General features: G+C 56.8%; 22 protein-coding genes. 15 read left to right on the top strand and 7 right to left on the bottom strand.

What is annotated here, in order from left to right; all coding sequences use genetic code 11:
* From AC6I79_RS15955 to nhaR, 5 genes are all read left to right on the top strand, one after another.
* Positions 1 to 168, top strand: coding sequence for a DUF2474 domain-containing protein (locus AC6I79_RS15955; RefSeq protein ID WP_021507606.1), 168 nt, complete (start codon positions 1 to 3; stop codon positions 166 to 168).
* 391 nt (positions 169 to 559) lie between these two features.
* On the top strand, positions 560 to 1426 hold the full coding sequence (locus tag AC6I79_RS15950; protein ID WP_058759653.1) for a helix-turn-helix domain-containing protein: 867 nt from the start codon (positions 560 to 562) through the stop codon (positions 1424 to 1426).
* Between the two features lie 251 nt (positions 1427 to 1677).
* Positions 1678 to 1821: a hypothetical protein gene (locus tag AC6I79_RS15945; RefSeq protein WP_021507604.1), complete on the top strand. Its 144-nt coding sequence runs from the start codon at positions 1678 to 1680 to the stop codon at positions 1819 to 1821.
* 188 nt (positions 1822 to 2009) lie between these two features.
* A complete protein-coding gene (gene nhaA, locus AC6I79_RS15940) occupies positions 2010 to 3188 on the top strand; it encodes a Na+/H+ antiporter NhaA (protein WP_031279712.1) in 1179 nt (392 codons plus the stop codon).
* A 29-nt stretch (positions 3189 to 3217) separates the two neighbouring features.
* On the top strand, positions 3218 to 4120 hold the full coding sequence (gene nhaR, locus AC6I79_RS15935) for a transcriptional activator NhaR (RefSeq protein WP_498027377.1): 903 nt from the start codon (positions 3218 to 3220) through the stop codon (positions 4118 to 4120).
* Positions 4121 to 4171: 51 nt separating this feature from the next.
* Here nhaR and rpsT read toward each other — a convergent pair whose 3' ends face one another.
* On the bottom strand, positions 4172 to 4435 hold the full coding sequence (gene rpsT, locus AC6I79_RS15930; RefSeq protein WP_013507813.1) for a 30S ribosomal protein S20: 264 nt from the start codon (positions 4433 to 4435) through the stop codon (positions 4172 to 4174).
* A 319-nt stretch (positions 4436 to 4754) separates the two neighbouring features.
* Here rpsT and ribF point away from each other — a divergent pair, with 319 nt between their 5' ends.
* The 10 genes from ribF to folA all read left to right on the top strand — a co-directional run bounded on the left by ribF (position 4755) and on the right by folA (position 18497).
* Positions 4755 to 5693 carry a bifunctional riboflavin kinase/FAD synthetase gene (ribF, locus tag AC6I79_RS15925; protein WP_058774845.1) on the top strand — a complete coding sequence of 313 codons (939 nt, stop codon included), beginning with the start codon at positions 4755 to 4757 and terminating at the stop codon, positions 5691 to 5693.
* Between the two features lie 27 nt (positions 5694 to 5720).
* Complete coding sequence (gene ileS, locus AC6I79_RS15920) at positions 5721 to 8540, top strand: isoleucine--tRNA ligase (protein ID WP_498027376.1); 2820 nt, start codon at positions 5721 to 5723, stop codon at positions 8538 to 8540.
* Entirely contained in the window at positions 8540 to 9040 is a 501-nt protein-coding gene (gene lspA / locus AC6I79_RS15915) for a signal peptidase II (protein ID WP_021507598.1), read from the top strand. The genes ileS and lspA overlap by 1 nt, the downstream gene beginning before the upstream one ends.
* Positions 9041 to 9049: 9 nt before the next feature.
* On the top strand, positions 9050 to 9520 hold the full coding sequence (gene fkpB, locus AC6I79_RS15910; protein ID WP_021507597.1) for an FKBP-type peptidyl-prolyl cis-trans isomerase: 471 nt from the start codon (positions 9050 to 9052) through the stop codon (positions 9518 to 9520).
* Entirely contained in the window at positions 9501 to 10454 is a 954-nt protein-coding gene (gene ispH, locus AC6I79_RS15905; protein ID WP_021507596.1) for a 4-hydroxy-3-methylbut-2-enyl diphosphate reductase, read from the top strand. Before fkpB ends, ispH begins: the two co-directional genes overlap by 20 nt.
* Before the next feature lie 223 nt (positions 10455 to 10677).
* Complete coding sequence (gene dapB, locus AC6I79_RS15900; RefSeq protein WP_498027375.1) at positions 10678 to 11493, top strand: 4-hydroxy-tetrahydrodipicolinate reductase; 816 nt, start codon at positions 10678 to 10680, stop codon at positions 11491 to 11493.
* Between the two features lie 470 nt (positions 11494 to 11963).
* Positions 11964 to 13112 (top strand): glutamine-hydrolyzing carbamoyl-phosphate synthase small subunit, encoded by a 1149-nt coding sequence (carA, locus tag AC6I79_RS15895; protein ID WP_031279710.1) that lies wholly within the window; start codon positions 11964 to 11966, stop codon positions 13110 to 13112.
* Positions 13113 to 13125: 13 nt separating this feature from the next.
* Positions 13126 to 16350 carry a carbamoyl-phosphate synthase large subunit gene (carB, locus tag AC6I79_RS15890; protein WP_021507592.1) on the top strand — a complete coding sequence of 1075 codons (3225 nt, stop codon included), beginning with the start codon at positions 13126 to 13128 and terminating at the stop codon, positions 16348 to 16350.
* 234 nt (positions 16351 to 16584) lie between these two features.
* Positions 16585 to 17727: a porin gene (locus AC6I79_RS15885; protein ID WP_058759645.1), complete on the top strand. Its 1143-nt coding sequence runs from the start codon at positions 16585 to 16587 to the stop codon at positions 17725 to 17727.
* Between the two features lie 287 nt (positions 17728 to 18014).
* The gene (gene folA, locus AC6I79_RS15880) at positions 18015 to 18497 is read left to right on the top strand and encodes a type 3 dihydrofolate reductase (protein WP_031279709.1); all 483 of its coding nucleotides are present in this window, start codon (positions 18015 to 18017) and stop codon (positions 18495 to 18497) included.
* A gap of 176 nt (positions 18498 to 18673) precedes the next feature.
* On the opposite strand, the gene apaH is transcribed toward folA, so the two are convergent.
* From apaH to lptD, 6 genes are read right to left on the bottom strand one after another with little or no spacing between them, the layout of a single operon-like run.
* Positions 18674 to 19543 (bottom strand): bis(5'-nucleosyl)-tetraphosphatase (symmetrical) ApaH, encoded by an 870-nt coding sequence (gene apaH / locus AC6I79_RS15875; protein WP_058780428.1) that lies wholly within the window; start codon positions 19541 to 19543, stop codon positions 18674 to 18676.
* 52 nt (positions 19544 to 19595) lie between these two features.
* Positions 19596 to 19973 carry a Co2+/Mg2+ efflux facilitator ApaG/CorD gene (gene apaG / locus AC6I79_RS15870; RefSeq protein ID WP_021507588.1) on the bottom strand — a complete coding sequence of 126 codons (378 nt, stop codon included), beginning with the start codon at positions 19971 to 19973 and terminating at the stop codon, positions 19596 to 19598.
* Positions 19974 to 19977: 4 nt separating this feature from the next.
* Positions 19978 to 20802 carry a 16S rRNA (adenine(1518)-N(6)/adenine(1519)-N(6))-dimethyltransferase RsmA gene (rsmA, locus tag AC6I79_RS15865; RefSeq protein WP_021507587.1) on the bottom strand — a complete coding sequence of 275 codons (825 nt, stop codon included), beginning with the start codon at positions 20800 to 20802 and terminating at the stop codon, positions 19978 to 19980.
* The gene (gene pdxA, locus AC6I79_RS15860) at positions 20795 to 21787 is read right to left on the bottom strand and encodes a 4-hydroxythreonine-4-phosphate dehydrogenase PdxA (protein ID WP_059010320.1); all 993 of its coding nucleotides are present in this window, start codon (positions 21785 to 21787) and stop codon (positions 20795 to 20797) included. Before pdxA ends, rsmA begins: the two co-directional genes overlap by 8 nt.
* Positions 21777 to 23072 carry a peptidylprolyl isomerase SurA gene (surA, locus tag AC6I79_RS15855; RefSeq protein WP_031279707.1) on the bottom strand — a complete coding sequence of 432 codons (1296 nt, stop codon included), beginning with the start codon at positions 23070 to 23072 and terminating at the stop codon, positions 21777 to 21779. The genes pdxA and surA overlap by 11 nt, the downstream gene beginning before the upstream one ends.
* A 54-nt stretch (positions 23073 to 23126) precedes the next feature.
* On the bottom strand, positions 23127 to 25499 hold the full coding sequence (gene lptD, locus AC6I79_RS15850; protein WP_230857095.1) for an LPS assembly protein LptD: 2373 nt from the start codon (positions 25497 to 25499) through the stop codon (positions 23127 to 23129).
* Positions 25500 to 25656 lie beyond the last annotated feature (157 nt).

The following is a 25656-nucleotide window of genomic DNA, read 5'->3' as shown; positions in this document are numbered from 1 at the left end:
ATGCAAACCGAGGTCAGCAATATGAACAACCCCACTGAAACGAAAGCCCCCTGGTGGAAGCGCGTGCTGTGGTTAGTAATCATCTACGGCGCAAGCGTGCTGGCACTGGGCGTGGTGGCATCACTGTTTCGTATGATGATGACGGCAGCGGGCATGCGTTCGCACTGAGTGGTCGATGAGGGCAGGCACGCCTGCCCGGTATTATCGGTCGCCCTCAATGGCGACCTGACAAGGTGATGCACGATTTTCACAGGGTGCGCATTGATGCGCACCGATCATGTGTCGGCCCATCAGATTGACCAGCATTTGGTCGCCATTAATAGCGCCCCTGCGGATACGATTTACAGGGGGCGCATTAATGCGCACCGCTATGCGCAGGCAAATCACTGCTCAATGATGCGATGCCGTTAAGACGATAAAAGGTTAGTTACCTAAGCAATTAATGCTTTTCCCGTCTCGCTGTCTTTACTCTTCCTTACGTTATCCATACGATTTTGTTATATTTATGTGACGGATTACGCAAAAGCACCGCCTTTCCCAACCCATTCAATTAAAAAAAATGCTCAGCCTGAATCTGAAAAAACAGTACATCAACGATCTGGTGGACTGGATCGAGGCCAATCTGACCGACGAGCTCAACATCGATCTGATTACCCTGAAATCCGGTTACTCCAAGTGGCACATGCAGCGCATGTTCAAAGAGATGACCGGCCAGACGCTGGCCTCGTACACGCGCAAACGTCGCCTGACGCTCGCTGCCATGGCGCTGCGCCTGACCAGCATGCCGCTTATTGATATCGCCGTGCGGTTTGGCTTTGATAATCAGCAAAACTTTACCCGGGTGTTTAAAAGCCACTTCGCCATGACGCCAGGCGCTTATCGCCGCATCCCTGAGATGCAGATGAAAGACTTCCACAGCCGCATCTCAACCCAGCGGCAGTGGGTAAGTGCGCGCCTGGCAGAGAAGCCGGAGCTGAAGCTGTGCGGAGAAGTGATTGAGTGGGAGTGCCGCTTCGGCGAATACATTGATCATCACAATCACGTGGTGGCGCAGCATACGCGTGATTTCATCGCCTTCGCCGGCCAGCACGTGCAGCGCGGCTGGCTGGGTTTCCAGTTCAGCCCGGGGGTTAACTCCAGCGATCAGCAGCATATCAGCCTGTTTCAGGCGCTGGAGAGCCAGTATGCCGACGTGCTGACCGGCAATGTACAGAACTGGACTGGTGAAAGCGGACTGTATGCGGAGATCGACTGGCACGGTGCGCCGGAAGAGATCAATGCCTTTACCGCAGAGGTGTATTACAACCATCTGCCTGCGCTCGGCGTGGCAAGACGTCCGGGTAAAGATCTGATCAAGCTGGACCTGCGTTATAGCACGCCAGATCTGCTGCAGGGCACGTTCTACATTCCGGTTAAGGTCGGATAATGCATATTTCGTGCGGTAAACTGTGATAAACCGCACGATTTTATAAATTCCTGCGTCTGAGTGGCGTAAAATCCTTCACTGAAACCTGACTGACCGTGGAAAACACTGTTTGCCACCTCTCAGGCTGGATCATCACCTGCATGCCTGGTCCATTCCGGATCGTTATAGTGAAAAGACAAAAAATTATGCGACTTCTACCGTTGTTACTTTCTACAGCGCTTGTGGCGTTTTCCGCGCTGGCAAGTGCCCAGATGGCTGAGCCTTTCTCACCGCCAGGCGGCCTGCATCCGCATCAGCCGCATTGCGCCCAGCACGAGATTGCCGGCGACAATGCGCTGCCCCAGCAGCATAGCGATGACGTGACGCTGCTGACCTGCACCAACCATCAGGCCTGATGGCGCGCCTGGCTTAGTGACCAGCGCCGTATTGCGTCCGTCCGCTTTCAGCCTCTCCCTCCGCTGCAATACGCCCGGCCTGGCGAATAACTCGAAAATCCCGAGCAATAAACGAGACATAAGCTGCTTTTAACGAGGTGTTACAGCGGCTAAACTTCTCCACCAAATGTCTCTGCTCAGGAGGAGTTGTGAACAAACCCCGTAGTATTCGAAGCTTGCTGAAAAGCTTTATCGAAAGTGACGCCAGCAACGGCATGGTGCTGATTCTGGCGGCGGTGGCGGCGATGGTGCTGGCCAATAATGCCGCCACCGCGCAGGGCTATCAAAACCTGCTGGCGGAGCCGGTACAGATTCGCTTCGGCGCGCTGGATATCAGCAAAAACCTGCTGCTGTGGATTAACGATGCGCTGATGGCGCTGTTCTTTCTGCTGATAGGCCTCGAAGTGAAGCGCGAACTGATCAGCGGCGAGCTGGCCAGTCGCGATCGCGCGATCTTCCCGGTGATTGCTGCGCTGGGCGGCATGGTTGCGCCGGCGCTCATTTTCCTGCTGTTCAATCATGATAACGAGGTTGCCCGCAACGGCTGGGCAATTCCCACGGCCACCGATATCGCCTTTGCGCTCGGCGTGCTGGCGCTGCTCGGCAGCCGGGTACCGGCGGCGCTGAAAGTGTTCCTGATGGCGCTGGCGATCATTGATGACCTCGGTGCCATCGTGATTATTGCGCTGTTCTATACCAGCGATCTGTCAGTGTTGTCGCTGAGCGTGGCGGGCGGCGCTATCGTGCTGCTGGCGATCCTCAATCGTTGCGGCGTGCGCAACATCGCGGTGTATATGCTGGTGGGCGTGGTGCTGTGGACCGCGGTACTGAAGTCCGGCGTGCATGCCACGCTGGCGGGCGTGGTGGTGGGCTTCTTTGTGCCGCTGGAGGAGAAAGAGGGACACTCACCGGCTGAGCACCTGGCGCACGGCCTGATGCCGTGGGTGAACTGGCTGATCCTGCCGCTGTTCGCGTTCGCCAATGCCGGCATCTCGCTCAGCGGCATTACCTTTGGCGATGTGCTGTCGCCGGAGCCGCTTGGTATTATCCTCGGTCTGCTGATTGGTAAACCGTTAGGTATCACGCTGTTCTGCTGGCTGGCGGTGAAGCTGCGGCTGGCGGCGTTGCCAGGCAGCACCACCATTCGCGACATTATGGCAATCGGCGTGCTGTGCGGTATCGGCTTTACCATGTCGATCTTCATCAGTTCGCTGGCGTTTGACGCCGCGCATGAACAGCTGGTGACGTTCTCGAAGCTGGGCATTCTTAGCGGTTCACTGCTGTCGGCGGTGATAGGTTATACGCTGCTGCGCATCAAACTGCGCTAATAAGGAGAGGCGCAAGCCTCCTTTATGGTATGAATCAGCTCAATTTTAATCATCTCTACTACTTCTGGCAGGTGTGCAAAACCGGTTCGGTGGTGCGCGCCGCTGAAGTGCTGTGCCTCACGCCGCAGACCGTAACCGGCCAGATCAAAGCGCTGGAAGAGCAGCTGGATGGCGTGCTGTTTCGCCGTCAGGGGCGCGGCCTGGTGCCCACCGAGCTGGGGCAGCTGGTGTTCCGCTATGCCGATCGCATGTTTATGCTCAGCCAGGAAATGCTCGATATCGTTAACTACCGCAAGGAGTCGCATCTGCTGTTTGATGTTGGCGTGGCGGATGCGCTGTCAAAACAGCTGGTGAGCAAGGTGCTGGAAACGGTGGTGATGGCCGGCGAGAAAATTCAGCTGCGCTGCTTTGAATCAACGCATGAAATGCTGCTGGAGCAGCTCAGCCAGCACAAGCTGGATATGATCCTCTCCGACTGCCCGATAGATTCAACCCAGCAGGCCGGGCTGTTTTCGGTCAAGCTCGGCGAATGTCCGGTTAGCTTCTGGTGTAATGCGCCACTGCCTGAGCTGCCGTTTCCGGACTGTCTGGAGCAGCGGCGCCTGCTGTTGCCCGGCCGGCGCTCGATGCTGGGGCGCAAGCTGCTGAACTGGATCCACAGCCAGGGATTACAGGTTGATATTCTCGGTGAATTTGATGATGCGGCGCTGATGAAGGCGTTTGGCGCGCAGAACAATGCGATCTTTGTCGCACCGACGCTGTACGGGGATGATGTCTATCGTGACGATAGCGTGCGCGAGATCGGCAGGCTGGAGACGGTGATGGAGGAGTATCACGTTATTTTTGCCGGGCGCATGATTCAGCATCCGGCGGTGCAGAGCATTTGCCATCGCGACTTCAGCGCGCTGTTCAGCCACGGATCGCAGGCATAAAAAAACCGGCGAAGCGCCGGTTCTTTTAACAAAGCGATAAACAGACGGCGATTAAGCCAGTTTGTTGATCTGAGCAGTCAGGTTTGCTTTATGACGTGCAGCTTTGTTTTTGTGGATCAGACCTTTAGCAGCCTGACGGTCCACGATTGGTTGCATTTCGTTGAATGCGTTCTGCGCAGCAGCTTTGTCGCCGGTTGCGATAGCCGCGTATACTTTCTTGATGAAAGTACGCATCATAGAACGATTGCTCGCGTTATGCTTGCGACGTTTCTCAGATGTTACGGCGCGTTTCTTAGCTGATTTGATATTAGCCAAGGTCCAACTCCCAAATGTGTTCTATATGGACAAATCAAAGGCCGAGGACTATGCCTTTTGCGCCTTCTTTTGTCAATGGATTTGTGCAATAAAGCGTCGTTTTAACCACGACACCCGCTTACGTAATTGATGGCGCAAGATTCTACCAGCAACACCGCGCTGAATACAGTATTTCGCAACAAAATTGTTGTGATGGGGCCGGAGCCGCCAGCCAGCGGGCGCCTGACGCTGAATCAGGCGCAGGAAAGGCACGCAGACGGGTTAACCTGAACGCTATTCAAGGGTATAATCCGCCGATTTCCACCGGTTTGAGTCAGCCATGAAGTTTATCCGCGGTATTTACAATCTGAAAGAGCAGCATCGCGGCTGCGTCCTGACCATTGGTAATTTTGACGGCGTGCATCGCGGCCACCAGGCGCTGATGGCGGAGTTAATTGCCGAAGGACGTAAACGCAACCTGCCGGTGGTGGTGATGCTGTTTGAGCCACAGCCGCTGGAGCTGTTTGCCGGCGACAAAGCGCCGGCGCGCCTGACGCGTCTGCGTGAAAAGCTCAAATACCTCGCACTGGCGGGCGTTGACGCCGTGGTGTGCGTGCGCTTCGATCGTCGTTTTGCGGCACACTCAGCACAAAGCTTTATCAGCGAACTGCTGGTCGACAAGCTCAATGTGAAATTCCTCGCAGTGGGGGATGATTTCCGCTTTGGCGCTGGTCGCCAGGGGGATTTCCTGTTATTACAGAAAGCCGGTGCGGAGTATGGCTTTGAGGTCATCAGCACCCAGACCTATTGTGATGGCGGCAAACGTATCAGCAGTACGGCGGTACGTCAGGCGCTGGCGCAGGACGATTTTGCTCAGGCGCAGCAGCTGCTCGGTCATCCGTTCAGTATTTCTGGCCGCGTAGTGCACGGTGATGCACTGGGACGCACCATTGGTTTCCCGACCGCCAATCTCCCGCTTCGTCGCACCGTGACGCCGGTAAAAGGTGTCTTTGCGGTAGAAGTGCTGGGGCTGGGCGAGCAGCCGATTCCCGGCGTGGCAAACATTGGTACGCGCCCGACGGTAAAAGGTCTGCGTCAGCAGCTTGAAGTTCACCTGCTCGACACACATATGAATCTTTATGGGCGCCACATTGAGGTGGTGCTGAAGCAGAAGATTCGCGACGAACAGCGTTTCGCTTCGCTGGACGCGCTGAAAGAACAAATTGCGAAAGATGTGGTGACGGCCCGCCAATTTTTTGGGCTAAAAACACCGGTTTAATGACCGAAATACGGAACCGAGAATCTGATGAGTGACTATAAATCTACCCTGAATTTGCCGGAAACGGGGTTCCCGATGCGTGGCGATCTGGCCAAACGCGAACCGGGAATGCTGCAACGTTGGTATGATGACAACCTGTACGGCATCATCCGCGCAGCCAAAAAAGGGAAAAAAACCTTTATCCTGCATGATGGCCCTCCGTATGCGAACGGCAGCATTCATATTGGTCACTCAGTTAACAAGATTCTGAAAGATATTATCGTTAAGTCGAAAGGCATGGCGGGCTTTGACTCGCCGTATGTTCCCGGCTGGGACTGCCACGGCTTACCGATTGAGCACAAAGTTGAGCAGATGATTGGCAAGCCGGGCGAGAAAGTCAGCGCAGCTGAATTCCGCGCAGCCTGCCGCAACTACGCGGCGGAGCAGGTTAAAGGCCAGAAGAAGGACTTCATCCGCCTTGGCGTGCTCGGCGACTGGGATCGTCCTTATCTGACCATGAATTTCCAGACCGAAGCCAACATCATTCGCGCGCTGGGCAAGATCATCGGTAATGGTCATCTGCACAAAGGCGCCAAGCCGGTGCACTGGTGCATGGACTGCCGTTCCGCGCTGGCGGAAGCGGAAGTGGAGTATTACGACAAAACTTCACCTTCTATCGACGTGATGTTTAACGCGCTGGATGCCGATGCGGTACGCGCGAAGTTTGGCGTTGCAACGTCAGAAGGCCCGGTTTCACTGGTTATCTGGACCACCACGCCGTGGACCATGCCGGCAAACCGCGCCATCTCGCTGCATCCGGAATTCGACTACCAGCTGGTGCAGATTGCCGGCCGCAGCCTGATCCTCGCGAAAGATCTGGTGGAATCGGTGTTGAAACGCGCAGGCATCAGTGAGTGGCAGGTGCTGGGCGAGTGCAAAGGCGCCGCGCTGGAGCTGCAGCTGTTCCAGCATCCGTTCCTTGAGCAGATCCAGTCGAAAGTGGTGCTGGGCGAGCACGTCACGCTGGACGCCGGTACCGGTGCGGTGCACACCGCGCCAGGCCACGGTCCGGATGACTATGTGATCGGCCAGAAGTACGGCATCGAAACCGCTAACCCGGTCGGGCCGGACGGCGCGTATCTGCCGGGCACCTATCCAACCCTGGATGGCGTTAACGTATTTAAAGCCAACGACATGATCGTTGCGCTGCTGCAGGAGAAAGGCGCGCTGCTGCACGTGGAAAAACTGCTGCACAGCTATCCGCACTGCTGGCGTCATAAAACGCCGATCATCTTCCGGGCTACGCCGCAGTGGTTTATCAGTATGGATCAGAAAGGCCTGCGTGCGCAGTCGCTGAAAGAGATCAAAGGCGTGCAGTGGATCCCGGACTGGGGCCAGGCGCGTATCGAAGCGATGGTCGCTAACCGTCCGGACTGGTGCATCTCGCGTCAGCGCACCTGGGGCGTGCCGATGGCGCTGTTCGTCCATAAAGAGAGCGAGCAGCTGCACCCGGATACGCTGGAGCTGATGGAGAAAGTGGCGCAGCGCGTCGAGCAGGACGGTATTCAGGCGTGGTGGGATCTCGATCCGCGCGATCTGATGGGCGATGACGCCGATCACTACGTCAAAGTGCCGGATACTCTCGACGTCTGGTTTGACTCCGGATCGACCAGCTTCTCGGTGGTGGATGCGCGTCCGGAATTTGACGGGCACGCACCGGATATGTATCTGGAAGGATCGGATCAGCATCGCGGCTGGTTCATGTCGTCGCTGATGATCTCCACGGCGATGAAAGGCAAAGCGCCTTACCGTCAGGTACTGACCCACGGCTTCACCGTCGACGGTCAGGGCCGCAAAATGTCGAAATCAATCGGCAACACCGTGGCACCGCAGGATGTGATGGACAAGCTGGGCGCGGATATTCTGCGTCTGTGGGTGGCCTCAACCGACTACTCCGGTGAGATGGCAGTATCCGACGAAATCCTGAAACGGGCCGCCGACAGCTATCGCCGTATCCGTAACACTGCGCGCTTCCTGCTGGCCAACCTTGCAGGCTTCAACCCGGCGACCGACTGCGTCAGCCCGGAAGAGATGGTAGTGGTGGATCGCTGGGCCGTAGGCCGTGCGCTGGCGGCACAGCAGGATATTGTGCAGTCGTACGAGAACTACGATTTCCACGAAGTGGTGCAGCGTCTGATGCACTTCTGCTCCATCGAGATGGGCTCGTTCTACCTCGACGTGATCAAAGATCGTCAGTACACCGCGAAGGGCGACAGTCTGGCGCGTCGCAGCTGCCAGACCGCGCTGTGGCATATCGCTGAAGCGCTGGTGCGCTGGATGGCGCCGATCATGTCGTTCACCGCGGATGAGATCTGGGGCTATCTGCCTGGCGAGCGTCCACAGTACGTGTTCACCGAAGAGTGGTATCAGGGCCTGTTTGGTCTGGCGCAGGATGAAGCGCTGAATGATGCTTACTGGGCAGAACTGCTGAAAGTGCGCGGTGAAGTGAACAAGGTGATCGAGCAGGCGCGCAGCGACAAGCGCATCGGCGGCGCACTCGAAGCCACCGTCACGCTGTACGCCGATCCGGAACTGGCGGCGAAGCTGCAGGCGCTGGGCGATGAGCTGCGTTTCGTGCTGCTGACTTCGGGCGCGACCGTGGCGGATTACGTGACGGCCAGCGACGAAGCGCAGCAGAGCGAACTGTTAAAAGGTCTGAAAATCGCGCTGCATAAAGCAGAAGGCGAGAAATGCCCGCGCTGCTGGCATTACACTACTGACGTCGGCCAGAATCCGGAGCATGCTGCGGTGTGTGGACGTTGCTACACCAACGTAGCCGGAAACGGTGAAGTGCGGAAATTTGCCTGATGAGTAAACTGTGCTCAACCGGACTGCGCTGGGTATGGCTGGTGCTGGTGGTGATCGTGGTCGATTTTGCCAGCAAGCAGTGGGTCATGAACAACATGATGCTGCATGAAACCCAGCCGCTAATGCCGTTCCTGAACCTGTTCTACGCGCACAACTACGGCGCGGCGTTCAGCTTCCTGGCAGACAAAGGTGGCTGGCAGCGCTGGTTCTTTGCCGGTATCGCCATCGCCATTGTGGTGTCGCTGCTGGTGATGATGTATCGCAATCGCGCCAGCAATAAATTAACCAACATTGCCTACGCGCTGATTATCGGCGGGGCGCTGGGTAACCTGTTTGATCGTGCCTGGCACGGCTTTGTGGTCGACTTTATCGACTTCTATGTCGGTGACTGGCACTTCGCCACGTTTAACATTGCCGATTGCGGTATCTGCATCGGTGCGGCGCTGGTGGTGCTGGAGGGCTTTCTCAGCCCGAAAGGCAAACAGGTCACGAATAAATAAGGGTAACAGATGACAGACATCGTTCAGCGCGACAGCGCGCTGCTGGTGCATTTTACACTGAAGCTGGAGGATGGCTCGACGGCTGAATCCACGCGCGCCAACGGCAAGCCTGCGCTGTTCCGTCTGGGAGATGGCAGCCTGTCGGCGGCGCTGGAGCAGGAGCTGGTCGGACGTAAAGTGGGCGATCAGCACGCCTTTACGCTGGAGCCGGAAGACGCCTTTGGCGCTGCCAGCCCGGATCTGATCCAGTACTTCTCGCGCCGTGATTTCATCGACGCGGGCGAGCCGGAAGTCGGTGCCATCATGCTGTTCAGCGGCATGGGCGGCAGCGAAATGCCGGGCGTGATTCGTGAAATTTCCGGTGACTCGATTACCGTTGATTTCAACCATCCGCTGGCGGGTCAGCGCATTAAATTCGAGATTGAAGTGCTGGAGATCGATCCGGTGCTGGAGGCCAGCGATGCAAATCCTGTTAGCTAACCCACGCGGTTTCTGTGCAGGCGTCGACCGCGCCATCAGCATTGTCGAGCGGGCGCTGGAGATGTATGGCGCGCCGATCTACGTGCGTCATGAAGTGGTGCATAACCGCTATGTGGTCAGCAGTCTGCGCGAGCGCGGTGCGATCTTCATTGAAGAGATCAGTGAAGTTCCGGACAACGCCATCCTGATTTTCTCGGCACATGGCGTTTCCCAGGCCGTGCGGGCCGAAGCGAAAGCGCGCAGCCTCACTATGCTGTTTGACGCCACCTGTCCGCTGGTGACCAAGGTGCATATGGAAGTGGCGCGTGCCAGCCGTAAAGGCGTGGAAGCGATTCTCATCGGCCACGCCGGCCATCCGGAAGTGGAAGGTACCATGGGCCAGTACAGCAACCCGAACGGCGGTATGTATCTGGTGGAGTCGCCAGAGGATGTGTTTAAGCTGCAGGTAAAAGATGAAAACAACCTGTGCTTTATGACGCAGACTACGCTGTCGGTGGATGATACCTCGGACGTGATCGATGCGCTGCGTCAGCGCTTCCCGGCAATCATCGGACCGCGTAAGGATGATATCTGCTACGCCACCACCAACCGCCAGGAAGCGGTGCGCGTGCTGGCGCAGGATGCCGAGGTGGTTCTGGTGGTGGGCTCGAAAAACTCCTCCAACTCGAATCGTCTGGCGGAGCTGGCGCAGCGTGCCGGCAAGCTGGCGAAGCTGATTGATTCTGCCGATGATATTCAGGAAGAGTGGGTCAAAGGCGTGCAGTGTATCGGCGTTACCGCCGGCGCTTCGGCTCCGGATATTCTGGTGCAGCAGGTGATTCAGCGCCTGCGTGAGCTGGGCGGCGAAGCGGCGATCGAGCTGATTGGCCGTGAAGAGAATATCGTGTTTGAAGTGCCGAAAGAGCTGCGCGTCGACGTACGCAACGTGCAGTAAGCACTTCAATTTGCTGACAGAAACAGGCCGACAATGTTCGGCCTTTTCTTTATCCTTTGTCACCTCAGCCGTGACTTCCAGCGGGCGGGATTGCTTTTACTGATAATCTATCGCGGCTGGCCTAAAATTCTTATTATCCCGTTATTATTGTGGCGTGACTGTTATCTGACCGTTAACCTGTTTACGCTTTGCATGCATAGTTTTGTATCAGGAATGAATAAATATGAGTGAAATCCGCATTGCTATTGTTGGTGCGCCGGGTCGCATGGGACGCAATCTGATTCAGGCCGCACAGCAGGCGGAAGGCGTGGTGTTAGGCGCGGCGCTGGTGCGCAGCGGTTCCTCGCTGCTGGGCGCGGATGCCGGTGAACTGGCGGGAATCGGCAAAACCGGCGTACGGGTGACCGACGATCTGCGGCAGGTGGTGAATGATTTCGATGTGCTGATCGATTTCACCCGTCCGGAAGGCACGCTGGAATATCTGGCGTTCTGCCGTCAGCATCAAAAAGCGATGGTGATTGGCACCACCGGTTTTGATGAAGCCGGTAAGGCAGCCATCCGTGAAGCGGCTGAAGAGATTGGCATCGTGTTTGCCGCGAACTTCAGCGTCGGCGTCAATCTGGTGCTTAACCTGTTACAGCAGGCGGCAAAAGTGATGGGCGACTATGCGGATATCGAGATTGTGGAAGCGCATCACCGCCATAAAGTGGATGCGCCATCAGGCACGGCGCTGGCGATGGGAGAGGCGATTGCTGACGCCATGCACTGGAAGCTGGATGAGCACGCGGTTTACGCGCGCGAAGGCCATACCGGCGAGCGCAAGGCGCAAACTATCGGCTTTGCCACCGTGCGCGCGGGCGATATTGTCGGTGAGCACACCGCGATGTTTGCGGATATCGGCGAGCGCGTAGAGATTACGCACAAGGCTTCCAGCCGCATGACCTTCGCCAATGGGGCCGTTAAAGCCGCCGCATGGTTGAAAGATAAAAAATCCGGCCTTTATGATATGCGTGATGTGCTGGATTTATCGATGTTGTGAGTGTTGTGAACCATCGTGATGTGGTTATTTCAATCGGTAAGATATTGATTGAATAGGGCAATGTTTTCATTGCCCTTTATTTTGTCTGTAAAATGGCAAGCTGAGTGTCATTTTTGTTTATGATGGTTATTTTTGTGATTTATCTGCACGTTTTTTCATGTTGAGTGGCTTTTTTTGACCATTTGGTCAAAAATTTACGCAGTCAGACGGTGTTTTGCCATTAATTGCGTCAGGCAACCGATTATTTATCGGAGATCTCTCACTATTTTGTCGCCTTGCTTCACTTTTAACATTCAGTAGCCCGAAATATACAAAAAAATAACCGCTCAGGGTAGACAATCACCAGGTCGATCATTAGAATGCGCGCAATTTGCCAAAAATCGAGCGGTCAGGCGGTTTTTGCATTGATTCAGCGCATCATTTTGAATTAATATGCAGATATTGTGACTGTTTATTCCCTGGAGGATGTTTTGATTAAGTCAGCGCTCTTGGTTCTGGAAGACGGAACCCAATTCCACGGTCGGGCCATCGGGGCAACGGGATCGGCAGTGGGGGAGGTCGTTTTCAATACGTCAATGACCGGTTATCAAGAAATCCTCACTGATCCTTCCTATTCCCGCCAGATCGTCACCCTCACTTATCCTCATATCGGCAACGTTGGTGCCAATGCCGCTGATGAAGAATCCAGTCAAATCCATGCTCAGGGACTCGTCATCCGCGATCTGCCGCTGATTACCAGCAACTTCCGCAGCGAAGAGAGCCTGTCAGCCTATCTGCAGCGCAACAATATTGTCGGTATCGCCGATATCGATACGCGCAAACTGACGCGCCTGCTGCGTGAGAAAGGGGCGCTGAACGGCTGCATCATCGCCGGCGACAGTCCGGATGCGGCGCTGGCGCTGCAGAAAGCCCAGGCGTTCCCGGGCCTGAAAGGCATGGACCTGGCGAAAGAAGTGACCACGGCGGAAACCTATGCGTGGCAGCAGGGGAGCTGGGCGCTAAAAGGCGGCCTGCCCGAGCAGCAAAGCGCTGACGCGCTGCCGTTCCACGTGGTGGCTTATGACTACGGCGCCAAGCGCAACATTCTGCGCATGCTGGTGGATCGCGGCTGCCGCCTGACGGTTGTCCCGGCGCAAACGCCGGCAGATGAGGTGCTGGCGCTGAATCCGGACGGGATTTTCCTGTCAAATGGCCCTGGCGACCCGGAGCCGTGCGACTACGCCATCAGCGCGATTCAGGCTTTCCTGAAAACCGACATTCCGGTGTTTGGTATCTGTCTTGGCCATCAGCTGCTGGCACTGGCCAGCGGTGCGAAAACCGTGAAGATGAAGCTTGGCCATCACGGTGGCAACCATCCGGTGAAAGATCTCGATAACAACACCGTGATGATCACCGCGCAGAACCACGGTTTTGCCGTCGATGAAACCAACCTGCCGGCTAACCTGCGTGTGACCCATGTTTCCCTGTTTGACCAGACCGTACAGGGCATTCACCGCACCGACAAACCGGCGTTCAGCTTCCAGGGACATCCGGAAGCCAGCCCAGGCCCGCACGATGCGGCGCCGCTGTTCGATCACTTTATCGAACTGATCGAAGCTTACCGTTCTAACGCGAAGTAATCAGGAGCCCACGATGCCAAAACGTACTGACATAAAATCTATCCTGATCCTTGGCGCTGGCCCGATTGTGATTGGCCAGGCATGTGAATTCGACTATTCAGGTGCGCAGGCGTGTAAAGCGCTGCGTGAAGAGGGATACCGCGTCATTCTGGTGAACTCTAACCCGGCCACCATCATGACCGACCCGGAAATGGCGGATGCGACCTACATCGAGCCCATCCACTGGGAAGTGGTGCGTAAAATCATTGAAAAAGAGCGCCCGGATGCGGTGCTGCCGACCATGGGTGGCCAGACCGCGCTGAACTGTGCGCTGGAGCTGGAGCGCCAGGGTGTGCTGGCTGAGTTTGGCGTGACCATGATTGGTGCCACCGCCGATGCGATTGATAAAGCCGAAGACCGTCGCCGCTTCGACGTAGCGATGAAGAGCATCGGCCTGGATACCGCACGTTCCGGTATCGCGCACACCATGGAAGAAGCGCTGGCAGTAGCGGAAGAGGTCGGTTTCCCGTGCATCATTCGTCCGTCGTTTACCATGGGCGGCACCGGTGGCGGTATCGCTTACAACCGCGAAGAGTTTGAAGAGATTTGCGAGCGCGGCCTCGATCTGTCGCCAACCAATGAGCTGCTGATTGATGAGTCGCTGATTGGCTGGAAAGAGTACGAGATGGAAGTAGTGCGTGATAAAAACGACAACTGCATCATCGTCTGCTCGATCGAAAACTTTGACGCCATGGGGATTCACACCGGTGACTCCATCACCGTGGCGCCAGCCCAAACGCTGACCGATAAAGAGTATCAAATCATGCGTAACGCCTCGCTGGCGGTACTGCGTGAAATCGGTGTCGAAACCGGCGGTTCCAACGTCCAGTTCTCGGTGAACCCGAAAGATGGCCGCCTGATCGTCATTGAGATGAACCCGCGTGTGTCGCGCTCCTCAGCGCTGGCCTCGAAAGCGACCGGCTTCCCGATTGCCAAAGTCGCGGCCAAGCTGGCGGTGGGCTTCACCCTCGATGAACTGATGAACGACATCACCGGTGGCCGTACGCCGGCCTCGTTCGAGCCGTCCATCGACTACGTCGTCACCAAGATTCCCCGCTTCAACTTCGAGAAGTTTGCCGGTGCCAATGACCGTCTGACCACGCAGATGAAATCAGTCGGTGAAGTGATGGCGATTGGCCGCACGTTCCAGGAGTCGATGCAGAAAGCGCTGCGCGGTCTGGAAGTGGGCGCCAGCGGCTTCGACCCGAAAGTGGATCTGGATGATGGTGAAGCCCTGACCCGTATCCGCCGCGAGCTGAAAGATGCCGGCTCTGACCGCATCTGGTATATCGCTGATGCGTTCCGTGCCGGCATGTCAGTGGACGGCGTGTTCAACCTGACCAACGTTGACCGCTGGTTCCTGGTGCAGATTGAAGAACTGGTGCGCCTGGAAGAGCAGGTGGCGCGCGAAGGTGTCAACTCGCTGAGCGCGGATTTCCTGCGTGCGCTGAAGCGTAAAGGCTTTGCCGATGTGCGTCTGGCAACGCTGGCGGGCGTGGCGGAGAGTGAAATCCGCAAGCTGCGTCATCAGTTCAACCTGCATCCGGTTTACAAGCGCGTGGACACCTGTGCGGCAGAGTTCGCCACGGACACCGCCTACATGTACTCCACCTATGAAGAAGAGTGCGAAGCCAATCCTAATCAGGATCGCGACAAAATCATGATCCTGGGCGGCGGGCCAAACCGTATCGGCCAGGGCATTGAGTTCGATTACTGCTGCGTGCATGCGGCGCTGGCGCTGCGTGAAGACGGTTACGAAACCATTATGGTCAACTGTAACCCGGAAACCGTGTCAACCGATTACGACACCTCAGACCGTCTCTACTTCGAGCCGGTAACGCTGGAAGACGTGCTGGAGATCGTGCGCATCGAGCAGCCAAAAGGCGTTATCGTGCAGTACGGTGGTCAGACGCCGCTGAAGCTGGCGCGCGCGCTGGAAGCGGCTGGCGTGCCGGTGATTGGTACCAGCCCGGATGCCATTGACCGCGCCGAAGACCGTGAGCGTTTCCAGCAGGCGGTGGATCGCCTGAAACTGAAACAGCCGGCTAACGCCACGGTGGCGACGCTGGAACAGGCGGTCGAGAAAGCCGCAGGGATTGGCTATCCGCTGGTGGTGCGTCCTTCTTATGTGCTGGGCGGCCGGGCGATGGAAATCGTCTATGACGAAGTGGATCTTAAGCGCTACTTCCAGACTGCGGTGTCCGTGTCCAACGATGCGCCAGTGCTGCTGGATCGCTTCCTTGATGACGCGGTGGAAGTGGACGTCGATGCGATTTGCGACGGCGAACGCGTGCTGATTGGCGGCATCATGGAACACATCGAGCAGGCGGGCGTGCACTCCGGTGACTCAGCCTGTTCGCTGCCAGCGTACACCCTGAGCACTGAGATTCAGAACGTGATGCGCCAGCAGGTGGAAAAGCTGGCGTTCGAACTCAACGTACGTGGCCTGATGAACGTGCAGTTTGCGGTCAAGGACAACGAAGTTTACCTGATTGAGGTGAACCCACGTGCCGCGCGTACCGTGCCGTTTGTCTCCAAAGCCACCGGCGTGCCGCTGGCGAAAGTGGCTGCGCGCGTGATGGCTGGTAAAACCCTGGCTGAACAGGGCGTGACCGAAGAGGTGATTCCGCCGTACTACTCGGTGAAAGAAGTGGTGCTGCCGTTCAACAAATTCCCGGGCGTGGACCCGATTCTTGGTCCGGAAATGCGTTCGACCGGTGAAGTGATGGGCGTGGGCCGCACCTTCGCGGAAGCATTCAGCAAAGCTATGCTGGGCGCGCAGAGCAATATGAAGAAGCAGGGGCGTGCGCTGCTGTCGGTGCGTGAAGGCGACAAGAAACGTATTGTTGACCTGGCCGCGAAGCTGCAGAAGTTTGGCTTCGAGCTGGATGCGACGCACGGTACCGCCGTGGTGCTGGGTGAAGCCGGCATCAATCCGCGCCTGGTGAACAAGGTGCACGAAGGGCGTCCGCACATTCAGGATCGCCTGAAGAACGGTGAGTACACCTACATTGTCAACACCACCGCAGGACGTCAGGCGATTGAGGATTCGAAACTGATTCGCCGCAGCGCACTGCAGTACAAAGTGCATTACGACACCACGCTGAACGGTGGTTTTGCTACCGCGATGGCGCTGAATGCGGATCCGACCGAAAAAGTGATTTCGGTACAGGAAATGCACGCGCAGATCAAAGGCTAAACCGCCTGCTCTGTGACTAAACGGCCCCGCGCGGGCCGTTTTTTTTGCCTGTTTTGCCTGTGCTGCATAAGGTTATACGTTACAAATCTATTGATTTGACATGATTTTTATCAGTTGATGCGAAACCAGTTACATTCAGGCGTATCCGCACAAAATTATAAATACCTCTCCGCTAAGCGCGCCGTACTATTCCGCTGCTCAATCATAGAGCGCTCACCTTTACGGGATATAAAAATGAAAATGCGTGCTTTCACTCTCAGCGCAGTGGCTGCGTTACTTGTTGCTGCACCTCTCGCCAGTCAGGCGGAAATCACCCTGCTGAAGCAGGATCCGCAGGCCGGCGATCCGCTTAGCCGTCTTGATTTCAAAGTGGGCGGCAGTATTCGTCCGCAGTATCTGCATCAGAACGGGGTTAACGATAAATCGTATAAGCGTAACGGCTACGACGGCGGTTCACGTTTCCGCTTCAGCGCCAACTACTACCTGTTTGACGATGTCAGCTGGGTGGGTTACTACGAGCTGGGCGTTAACTTCCCGGCATGGTGGGGCTGGGATAACCACTATGCGGACGGTGCCCACAACACCACGCGTCGCCAGCTGTATACCGGTTTCAAAAGCGCATCGCTGGGCGAGCTCTATTTTGGCCAGCAGAACAGCGTTTATTACGATGTCGTCGGCGCTAAAACCGATATCTGGGACTACGATATGCTGGCCCAGGCACCGGGCAACGGCATCAACGGTGACTACGACGGATCTTACCGCTCGCGCAAGATGCTGAAGTATAAAAACACCTTTGGCGATGCGGATGTCTATGCTGCTTATCTGTTTGAAGATGACGATTATCTGCCGGGCAACGGCCTGCGCTACAAGCGTAAGGGTGGCGGTTCGCTGGGTGTGAATTATCACATCACCAAAGATCTGGCGTGGGGCACCGCGTGGAACTACACCCGCGCGGATATTCGCAATCCGGGCAATGGCGACAGCAAGCGTTACGACCAGAATATCTACGGCACCGCGCTGAGCTGGACGCCGGACAACTGGACGCTGTCGGCCGGTGCGGGCTGGTATCAGAACTTCTCGCCAACCAAACGCAACACCGTCAACAACTACTTCGCGGATGATGCGTGGGGCGTTGAATACTTCGCCGGTTATAAATTCCCGATCGGCCAGTATGCTGTGAAGAGCATCCAGCCTTACTTCATGGGCGATCGCCTGGAGTTCGTCAACGGACGTAACTACAAGCGTATCGATAACGGCGTGGGCGTCAGCGCGCAGCTCGACTACGGTTTCCGCGTTGACTACGAGTACGTGATCACCTCCAGTACCGATAAATCACTGGGCAACGTTAATCTGGTGCGCCTGCGCTACGATTTCTGATGCATAAATCAACGGCTCCTGCGGGAGCCGTTTTTTTGGGGCGGGCACAGTGCGCTTTTCTTTACACAGCACGCGGTCAGCGCGGAGCATCACCCTGAGTTGTAGCGCCTTCACCGCGAATTCTGGCGGCTCTTTCCGCTAACGGCCGCAAAGCCGGAGTAAAACTCTGTCGCTCAGACAAAACGCCGAGCCAAGCGGGCTTTACGTAAATAGCACGGTCGTCCTATCGACGAAAGTTTCACCTTTACGTATCATTGCGCCAATTTTTTTCCTGTAGGTCTTTTAACATGATTAGTTTGATCGCGGCACTGGCAGCAGATCGTATTATTGGCATGGAAAACGCCATGCCATGGCACCTGCCTGCCGACCTCGCGTGGTTCAAGCGCAACACGCTGAACAAACCGGTGATTATGGGCCGTCTGACCTTTGAATCGATTGGTCGCCCGTTACCGGGACGCCTGAATATTGTGGTCAGCAGCCAGCCCGGCAACCATGACGGCGTGACCTGGGTGACGTCGCCGGAAGAAGCGATTGCCGCAGCGGGTGAGGCAGAAGAGATCATGGTGATTGGCGGTGGCCGGATTTATGCGCAGATGCTGGCGCGCGCCGATCGTCTCTATCTGACGCATATCGATGCGGAAGTGGAAGGCGACACCCAGTTCCCGGATTACGAGCCGGACGAGTGGCAGTCGACGTTCAGTGAGTTCCACGATGCCGATGCGCAGAATTCGCACAGTTACTGCTTTGAGATTCTGGATCGCCGCCGTTGAGAGTGGCCAGGTGCGCATGAATGCGCACCCTACAACGACAGGGATTAATCGCTGTTTATGACGCGATAAACCTGTGCGATATCAGGTTGATGGCTGTCACGGTACAGATTGTCTTTGTAGGGTCGCCATTTATGGCGACCGAAAAAAAGCCCCGCTAACATCGCGGGGCTTTTTGTTTACTGCATATCGCTCAGGGGGGAGGGTGCATTCACCGCGCTTTCCGCCATGGCCTGATCACGGTTCGAGACCTGGGTGTAATACTGGCCGCTCTCCCAGTGCAGCAGGGTCAGCGTTCCGCCCCAGCAGCAGCCGGTGTCGAGCCCGATCACATGCTCTGGCGTGCCTTTTCCTTCCAGCGAAGCCCAGTGACCAAAGATTTGCGTATAATCGCTGCTGATTTTGCCGGGCACCTGAAACCACGGTTTCAGCGGCGGCGGCGCTGAGGCGGGCGCCTCTTTGCAGATCATATCGAGCTGACCATTAGGGAAACAGAAGCGCATGCGCGTCAGCGCATTGGTGCTGAAACGCAGGCGCGCCAGTCCGCTCAGTTCCGGTGTCCAGTTGTTCGGCATGTCGCCATACATGGCATCGAGAAACAGCGGATAGCTGTCGCTGGACAAGACCGCCTCAACTTCGCGCGCGCACTGCTGTGCCGTCTCCAGATCCCACTGCGGCGTAATACCAGCATGCGCCATCAGCAGCTTTTTCTCTTCATCCACCTGCAGCAGCGGCTGGCGCCGCAGCCAGTTAATCAGCTCGTCGGCATCGTCCGCTTCCAGCAGGGGCGTCAGGCGATCCTTGGGCTTGTTACGGCTGATACCGGCATACACTGCCAGCAAATGCAGGTCATGGTTGCCCAGCACTATGCGCACACAGTCTCCGAGCGACCTGACGTAGCGCAGTACCTCAAGCGAACCCGGACCGCGCGCCACCAGGTCGCCGGTCAGCCAGAGCTCGTCCTGCTGCGCATCAAAATTGACCTGCGCCAGCAGCGCACGTAATTCGTCATAACAGCCGTGAATATCGCCAATCAGGTATGTACTCATTAAGTCAGTCCGATGAAAACGCGCCGCCCGGACTGGCCGGGCGGAGGAGGAATTAGTGAATGTGGGTTTGCACCGCGAGGCGGAACACCGGAATCTCCACGTGGAAGGTCTCGCCTTCTTCGTCGATCATCACATAGTGTCCCTGCATGGTGCCCATCGGCGTTTCCAGAACCGCACCGCTGGTGTACTGAAACTCATTGCCGGGCGCGATATGCGGCTGCTCACCGACCACGCCTTCACCCTGCACTTCGGTCTCGCGCCCGTTGCCATTGGTGATCAGCCAGTAGCGGCTGCGCAGCTGCACGCTGTTGCGCCCGAGATTACGAATAGTGATGGTGTAGGCAAACACGTAGCGATCCTCATCGGGAGAGGATTGCGATTCCACATACTGACTCAGTACCTGAACACAAACGCGGGCCAGTTCACTCATGCACTCAGTTCTCCGCAGATTCAGCCTGATGATTGCCCAGCCAGTTTGCCAGCTGGCAATACTGCGCCACGGTGACATTTTCTGCCCGCAGCGAGGCGTCGATGTTGAGTTCATCCAGCGCACCGGCCGTGAACAGGTGTCCCAGGCTGTTACGCAGGGTTTTGCGTCGCTGACCAAACGCTTCGGTGGTGATACGGCTCAGTAAACGCACATCGCTGACCGGATACGGTGGCTGGGTAAAGGGCACCAGACGCACTACCGCCGAATCCACTTTCGGTGGCGGGGTGAACGATTGTGGTGGCACTTCCAGCACCGGAATCACCTGACAATAATATTGCGCCATCACGCTGAGACGCCCGTAAGCTTTGCTGCCCGGGCCGGCTACCAGACGGTTAACCACCTCTTTCTGCAGCATGAAGTGCATATCTTTAATCGAACCAGTATAGCTGAAAAGGTGGAACATCAGCGGCGTCGAGATGTTGTACGGCAGGTTGCCGAATACGCGCAACGGCTGACCCTGCTCCTTTGACAGCGCGGAGAAGTCGAAGGTCATCGCATCCTGCTGATAAATCGTCAGCTTAGGACCGAGGAACGGGTGCGTCTGCAAACGCGCGGCAAGGTCGCGGTCCAGCTCGACGACAGTCAGCGCATCAAGACGCTCGCCCACCGGCTCGGTTAACGCACCCAGCCCTGGGCCAATCTCCACCATGGCTTCACCCTTTTGCGGATGAATAGCGGAGACGATGCTGTCGATAATGTACTGATCGTTCAGGAAGTTCTGCCCGAAACGTTTACGGGCGTAGTGCCCCTGATGGACGCGATTATTCATTACTGCTCTTGATCATAGTGATGGCGAGGTTAAGCGCCGTAATAAAGCTGCCCGGCTCTGCGCTGCCCAGACCGGCGAGTTCCAGCGCGGTGCCGTGGTCAACAGATGTACGGATAAATGGCAGGCCGAGGGTGATATTCACCGCGCGACCAAATCCCTGAAATTTTAGCACCGGCAGGCCCTGGTCGTGATACATCGCCAGCACCGCATCAGCGTGCTGCAGATATTTCGGCTGAAACAGCGTATCGGCCGGTAACGGACCGGTGAGCTGCAGGCCCTGCTGGCGCAGTTCGTCGAGCGCCGGGATGATGGTATCGATCTCTTCACGGCCCATATGACCGCTTTCGCCAGCATGCGGGTTGAGGCCGCAGACAAAAATATGCGGCTGCGGAATGCCAAACTTACGCTGCAAATCCTGATGCAGAATGGTGATCACTTCATGCAGGCTGTCACGGGTGATGGCGTCCGCGACATCTTTCAGCGGCAGATGCGTGGTGGCCAGCGCCACGCGCAACGCTTCGGTCGCCAGCATCATCACCACGCGATCGCCACCGGCGCGCTCAGCAAAGAACTCGGTGTGGCCGGTGAAGGGGATGCCGGCGTCATTGATCACGCCTTTGTGTACCGGACCGGTCACCAGCGCGGCAAACTCGCCGCTGAGGCAGCCGTCGCAGGCGCGGGCCAGCGTCTCCAGTACGTAATGACCGTTGGCGACCGTCAGTTCGCCGGCAGTCACCGGCTGCGCCGTCGCGATGGGCAGCAGCGTCAGCGTACCGGCCTGCTGCGGCTGCGGTGCCACGCCGGGCTGATAGTCACGCAGCGTCAGCGGCAAACCCAGTTGAGCCGCGCGCTGGCGCAGCACGTCGCCATCTGCGCACACCACCAGCTCAACCGGCCAGTCACGCTGAGCCAGCGCAACGGCGAGATCGGGACCAATCCCGGCGGGTTCGCCGGGCGTGATCGCCACACGATAATTACTGACCATTGCCATCCAGAATCTTCACGTAAGCACTGGCGCGCTGTTCCTGCATCCAGGTTTGCGCTTCTTCGGCAAACTTACGGTTGAACAGCAGACGGTACGCGCGCTCTTTCTGCGCGGCATCGGTTTTATCCACCTGGCGGGTATCCAGCAGCTGAATCAGGTGCCAGCCGAAGGAGGAGTGCACCGGCGCACTGACCTGGCCTTTCTGCAGCTTCAGCAGCGCATCACGGAACGCCGGATCGTAGATTTCCGGTGACGCCCAGCCGAGGTCGCCGCCCTGGTTCGCGGAACCCGGATCGTCGGAGAACTGTTTCGCGGCAGCGGCGAAGGTGGTTTTGCCACTCTTGATGTCTGCGGCGATCTGTTCAATCTTCTGACGTGCCTGATCGTCGGTAAGGATCGGTGACGGCTTCAGCAGAATGTGGCGGGCATGCACTTCGGTGACCGAAATGTTTTTGCTCTCACCGCGCAGGTCGTTCACTTTCAGGATATGGAAGCCAACGCCAGAGCGGATCGGGCCGACGATGTCGCCTTTCTTCGCGCTGCTCAGCGCCTGCGAGAACAGCGTTGGCAGCTCTTCAATTTTGCCCCAGCCCATGTTGCCGCCTTTCAGCGCCTGTGGATCGGCAGAGTAGGTCACGGCCAGTTTACCGAAATCGGCACCGCCTTTCAGTTCACCCACCAGCTGACGCGCCAGCGCTTCCTGGTCGTCAACCTGCTGCTGAGTTGGATTTTCCGGCAGCGGCAGCAGAATCTGACTGATGTTAAGTTCGGTGCCCTGGGTATTCTGCGAGCCAATCTGCTTAGCCAGCGTATCCACTTCCTGCGGCAGAATGGTGACGCGACGGCGCACTTCATTGTTACGCACTTCAGAGATCAGCATCTCTTTGCGGATCTGCGCGCGATAATCGTTGTAGTTCATCCCGTCATAGGCCAGACGGCTGCGCAGCTGATCAACGCTCATGCGGTTCTGCGCGGCGATGTTCTGGATCGCCTGATCCAGTTGCTGATCGCTCACCTGCAGACCGGCTTTTTCGCCCATCTGCAGAATGATGGCGTCCATGACCTGGCGTTCAAGGATCTGATGACGCAGGGTTTTGTCATCCGGCAGCTGCTGACCAGCCTGCTGCGCCTGTGACTTCACCGTGCGCAGCATGTTGTCTACGTCACTTTCCAGCACCACGCCGTTGTTCACGACTGCGGCAACTTTATCGACCATCTGTGGGGCTGCGAACGCAGTGTTAGCGGTGATCGCCACACCAAGAATCAGCATTCTCCAGTTCTTCATACTTTATCCATTGTTGTTTCCGCACTGCGGGATAGCCTGTCAAATATCACAACATCAGAAAGCGCGCTGATAAGGGATGATGCCCTGACGCAGCATTTCATTGGTGCCTAAGCCATAGTTAGAACTCAGACCACGCAGCTCAATGTTGAATGAGATTTGGTTGTCATACTTGCTGTCGTTGTTTTCCCAACCGTTGATCTTGCGTTCGTAACCCAGACGAATGGCGTAGCAGCAGGAGCTGTACTGCAGACCGACTAGCTGCTCGGCCGGACGGCTGTTGCGGGTGTCATAGTAGTAACCCCCCACCAGCGACCAGGCATCGGCAATCGGCCAGCTTGCCGTGGCGCCCACCTGCGAGATACCGTTTTTGTAGATCGGGTTAGTGACATAGCTGGGGTTATTCAACGCCTGCGCCACATACTCCGGGCTGCTGTAGCGGTAGCTCAGCTGCACCATACGGTCGGCATCACGACGATATTCCACAATGGCATTGCCCTGGGAAACGTTGTCCAGCCGCGTATCGTATTGCAGGCCACCGCGTACGCCCCAGCGATCGCTGACTTTCCAGTAAGTATCACCCGCCCACACCAGGCTACCGGTATCATCTTCTTTATTCGTCTGGTTTACGCCGGTACGAGACGGGGTAAACGAGTAGATTTGACCCACGGAAACGTTAAAACGTTCAACCAGATCGTTATCATAAATACGCGTGGTCACGCCGGTCGCCACTTCGTTAGACGAAGCGATACGATCGAGGCCACTGTAGGTGCGATCGCGGAACAGGCCGGTGTAGTCGGTCTGCAGCAGCGTGGAGTCGTACGGATAGATGTTGCTCTGGTTGCGGTACGGGATATACAGGTACTGCACGCGCGGTTCCAGCGTCTGGGTGTAGCCTTCGGCCCAGTCCATATTGCGGTCAAATACCAGGCGACCATCTACCTTGAACTGCGGCAGGGTGCGGTTGACTGACTCTTTCAGCTGATTGGTGCGGGTGGTATCGATATTTTCGTTGTAGTAGTTAACGTTATCCTGCTGGTAATGCGTTGCCAGCAGCTTTGCCTCGGTATCCAGACTGGCCCAGCCGTTGGACAGCGGCAGGTTGAGCGTTGGCTCGATGTGCAAACGCGTCGCTTCCGGCATTCGGTTACTGACGTTAGTGAACTTCACCGCCTGCGCATAGATGCGACCGTCAAACGGCCCGATATCGTTCTGGTACAGATTGACATCCAGCTGCGGCATCGCCCGATACACGTTCTGGCTGCTGGTATTACCAAACACCTGGAAGTCTTTGCTGGACAGCGTCGCATCCCAGTTGGTGTCAGCGTAGCCTACGCTGAATTTCTGCGTGGCGTAGCCGTCAGTCGAGCTGTAGTACTTCGAATCCAGGTCGTTGAAGTAATAAGGATCGCTGACTTTGGTGTAGTCGGCGTTGAAGCGCCAGTGCTGATCGTAGACGCCGGAGTGACGCCAGTAGAACAGCCAGCGGTCGTCGTTGCTGTCGTTCTGCACCGACGGTCGCGCGGCTTTATCTTTGTTGTACTGATTGTCAGACGGCAGATAGTCCAGCTCTAACAGGCCGGCACCAAACTGCGTCAGGTAGCGGAACTCGTTCTGCAGCTGCAGACCGCGCTTGCTCATGTAGTGCGGCGTAATAGTGGCATCGGCCTGAGGCGCGATGTTCCAGTAGTACGGCAGCATGAATTCGAAGCCGTTGTTGCTGCCGTATTTCGCGTTGGGGATCAGGAAGCCGGAGCGGCGGCGGTCGCCAATCGGCAGCTGCAGATACGGGCTGTAGAATACCGGCACGTTGCCGAGCTTGAAGCGCGCATTCCAGATCTCCGCCACTTCTTCTTCACGGTCCTGAATCACTTCCGAACCGACCACGCTCCAGCTGTTGGAACCTGGCAGACAGGAGGTAAAGCTGCCGTTTTCCAGAATGGTATAGCGGTTATTACCGCGCAGTTTCATCTGGTCAGCATCACCGCGACCCTGACGGCCGACCATCTGATAATTACCGTTCCACACGTTGGTGTCTTTGGTGTTCAGATTGGACCAGGCTTTCGGACCTTTCAGGATGACCTGGTTGTCGTCATAGTGCACATTACCCAGCGCATCGACGGTACGCACCGGCGTCGTTTGTCCGTCCTGCTGACGCTGATGCAGCTGCATCTCGTCGGCAACCAGACGGCTGTTCCCCTGCTGCACATCAACATTGCCGGTGAACACCGCGTCGTTCGGATAGTTCCCTTTTGCTGAGTCAGAGTTGATGGTTACCGGCAGCGAATTCGCGTCGCCACTGACCAGCGGACGGTTGTAGCTCGGCACGCCCAGCATACACTGCGACATCAGATCGTCGGCCAGTGCATGCTGACTATAAAGCGCTGCACCAATCATGGTAGCCAGCAGGGTAGGTATACGTTTTTTCATACGCGGTTTCGATAATTCCATGAAAACTGGCATCATGCCGACAATCCGGACAGAGACTAACGTACCGCCCGGCGTTGCGCCAGTGTTAATCCTGCTCTGCCTGCGTTGCCGTTAGGCGCGGAGATAAATGACAGGTATGATAATGCAATTTTCAGCC

It is taken from the genome of gamma proteobacterium symbiont of Scutellera amethystina (assembly GCF_059730845.1).
Note: the sequence above shows the minus strand (reverse complement) of the source record. Positions and strands in the feature narration are given on the sequence as shown.

Excerpts from the sequence above, each read along its gene's own strand:
- ispH (WP_021507596.1), top strand. The coding sequence starts at position 9,501 with ATGCAAATCCTGTTAGCTAACCCACGCGGTTTCTGTGCAGGCGTCGAC.
- folA (WP_031279709.1), top strand. The coding sequence starts at position 18,015 with ATGATTAGTTTGATCGCGGCACTGGCAGCAGATCGTATTATTGGCATG.
- pdxA (WP_059010320.1), bottom strand. The coding sequence starts at position 21,787 with ATGGTCAGTAATTATCGTGTGGCGATCACGCCCGGCGAACCCGCCGGG.
- fkpB (WP_021507597.1), top strand. The coding sequence starts at position 9,050 with ATGACAGACATCGTTCAGCGCGACAGCGCGCTGCTGGTGCATTTTACA.
- AC6I79_RS15945 (WP_021507604.1), top strand. The coding sequence starts at position 1,678 with ATGGCTGAGCCTTTCTCACCGCCAGGCGGCCTGCATCCGCATCAGCCG.
- AC6I79_RS15885 (WP_058759645.1), top strand. The coding sequence starts at position 16,585 with ATGAAAATGCGTGCTTTCACTCTCAGCGCAGTGGCTGCGTTACTTGTT.
- ileS (WP_498027376.1), top strand. The coding sequence starts at position 5,721 with ATGAGTGACTATAAATCTACCCTGAATTTGCCGGAAACGGGGTTCCCG.
- apaH (WP_058780428.1), bottom strand. The coding sequence starts at position 19,543 with ATGAGTACATACCTGATTGGCGATATTCACGGCTGTTATGACGAATTA.
- apaG (WP_021507588.1), bottom strand. The coding sequence starts at position 19,973 with ATGAGTGAACTGGCCCGCGTTTGTGTTCAGGTACTGAGTCAGTATGTG.
- lspA (WP_021507598.1), top strand. The coding sequence starts at position 8,540 with ATGAGTAAACTGTGCTCAACCGGACTGCGCTGGGTATGGCTGGTGCTG.
- nhaR (WP_498027377.1), top strand. The coding sequence starts at position 3,218 with ATGAATCAGCTCAATTTTAATCATCTCTACTACTTCTGGCAGGTGTGC.
- AC6I79_RS15955 (WP_021507606.1), top strand. The coding sequence starts at position 1 with ATGCAAACCGAGGTCAGCAATATGAACAACCCCACTGAAACGAAAGCC.
- dapB (WP_498027375.1), top strand. The coding sequence starts at position 10,678 with ATGAGTGAAATCCGCATTGCTATTGTTGGTGCGCCGGGTCGCATGGGA.
- AC6I79_RS15950 (WP_058759653.1), top strand. The coding sequence starts at position 560 with ATGCTCAGCCTGAATCTGAAAAAACAGTACATCAACGATCTGGTGGAC.
- surA (WP_031279707.1), bottom strand. The coding sequence starts at position 23,072 with ATGAAGAACTGGAGAATGCTGATTCTTGGTGTGGCGATCACCGCTAAC.
- carB (WP_021507592.1), top strand. The coding sequence starts at position 13,126 with ATGCCAAAACGTACTGACATAAAATCTATCCTGATCCTTGGCGCTGGC.
- ribF (WP_058774845.1), top strand. The coding sequence starts at position 4,755 with ATGAAGTTTATCCGCGGTATTTACAATCTGAAAGAGCAGCATCGCGGC.
- lptD (WP_230857095.1), bottom strand. The coding sequence starts at position 25,499 with ATGAAAAAACGTATACCTACCCTGCTGGCTACCATGATTGGTGCAGCG.
- rsmA (WP_021507587.1), bottom strand. The coding sequence starts at position 20,802 with ATGAATAATCGCGTCCATCAGGGGCACTACGCCCGTAAACGTTTCGGG.